The sequence below is a fragment of the Aquisphaera insulae genome (assembly GCF_011064615.1).
Lineage (GTDB): Bacteria > Planctomycetota > Planctomycetia > Isosphaerales > Isosphaeraceae > Aquisphaera > Aquisphaera insulae.
Genome location: NZ_JAALJH010000213.1, coordinates 1 through 1646 on the forward strand (window position 1 = coordinate 1; position 1646 = coordinate 1646).

1 protein-coding gene is annotated in these 1646 nt (G+C 69.4%); it reads right to left on the reverse strand.

Features of this window, described 5'->3' with window-relative positions; genetic code table 11:
* Nucleotides 1–206: 206 nt before the first annotated feature.
* On the reverse strand, nucleotides 207–1529 hold the full coding sequence (locus G6O54_RS36790) for an IS1182 family transposase (protein ID WP_250847255.1): 1323 nt from the start codon (nucleotides 1527–1529) through the stop codon (nucleotides 207–209).
* Nucleotides 1530–1646 lie beyond the last annotated feature (117 nt).

Here is a 1646-nt window from a genome sequence, read left to right on the forward strand (position 1 = left end):
GAGTTTGTGAATGATTCGCCCCATGTCGGGGATCGGGGCTGTGATCCATCGGTGTCGGGGCGCGGCGTTTTTCACTCGGGATCCGAGCCCCTCGGGCTCGTGATCGCGCCCCGATCGCTCTGGATTCGTCCTGGGGCCTCTTGATCGCCCCGAAATCCCCCCTGAAATCGCCCCGATTCCCCCCGATCCCGCCGAAATCCCCCCCCTTACATCGCCACGGCCGCCGCGGCGCGCAGCGCCGCCCCACGGACCAGATTGTGGGCCAATGCATGCCACAGGGCGATCGCCTTGACCTTGGCCAGGCCTCGCACAAGCAATCGCAGCAGCCCTCGATTCCGCGCCTGCGCGTTGACGCATTCGGCCGTCGCCGCACGCTCCTTGTAGATCGCCTTGGCCTCCTCCGTCTCCATCCGTCGACGCCACGCCGCCACCGCCTCGCTGTCGCCCGGCTTGGGGGCGTGGCGGTCCACCTTCGGATCCTTCGGCTTGGGCACCGGGGCATAGACCGTGCAGCCCGTCTCCGCGGCTCCGACCGCCTCGATCTGGTCATGCTGCGCGAACCCGCCATCGACCAGGACCTCGGCCGGCACCGCGTCGTATCGCTCCTCGATCTGCTCCACCATCGGCACCATCTGGCCCGCGTCGCTGCCGGTCGTCTCCACGCCCACGCCCACGATCACCTGGCCATCGGTCGCCGTGCAGAACTGGACGTCGTACGCCGGGCGGAACCCCCCGTCGGCCATCTTCATCACCGTGGCTTCCGGGTCGGTCGTCGAGCACCGCGCCTTGTCCTTCTCACCGGCCTTCTTCTTCGCCTCCAGTTCCGGCAGCCGACCCAGGGCCGACTTGATCCGCTCGGCACGCTCTCGGGCCGCCCGCTCTCGGGCCCCCTTCTGCCTCCGATCCGAGGCCCCCGGGTCTTCCTCCGCCTCCGCCCGCAGCGCCTCGACCTGCGCCTCGGCTTCCGTCAGCGCCTCCTCCAGAGTCGGTCGGCGGCGGAACGATGCGGCCCCGGCCGAGGCGCGGACCCGCATCCCATCCTGGGCCACCCGGTTGAGATCGACCAGGCCCTCGACCATCAGCGCCGCGACGCTGCGAGTCAGGAGGTCGTCGAGCAACTCCACGTGATCGGTGCGAAAGTCGGCGAGGGTGTGATAGTTGGTCGGCACGTCGCCGACGATCCACCGGAAGGCCGCGTGGTCCCGGCAGAGCGCGTCCATCCGGCGGGCGCTGGCGACCCCCTCGATGGTGGCGTAGAGCCACAGCGTCATGAGGATCTTCGGATCGATGGGGGCTCGGCCGGGCCGCCCCCGGACCGCCTTGATGCGAGCGTAGAGGGGGCCGAGGTCGAGCCCCTCGACGTAGGCCCAGACGACGCGGGCGGGATGATCGTCGGGGATCAGCGCGTCGAGGGGGGCGGCGCGGAAGACGACTTGCTGACGGTCGGCGGTCCGGAGCCGAGGCCGACCCCGACCCGGGTCGATCGCCTCGGACTCAGCGGGCGGATCGCCCGGGACCTCGAAGAGCATGGGGGCGGGTGTCGCCAACTTGCGGGGCTTCGGAGTGCTCATGAGACCATTATAACAATGGGGTTCGCACTTGACGATAAGATTCGGGCCCGCCCCGAGATTTCTTCACAGGCTCTC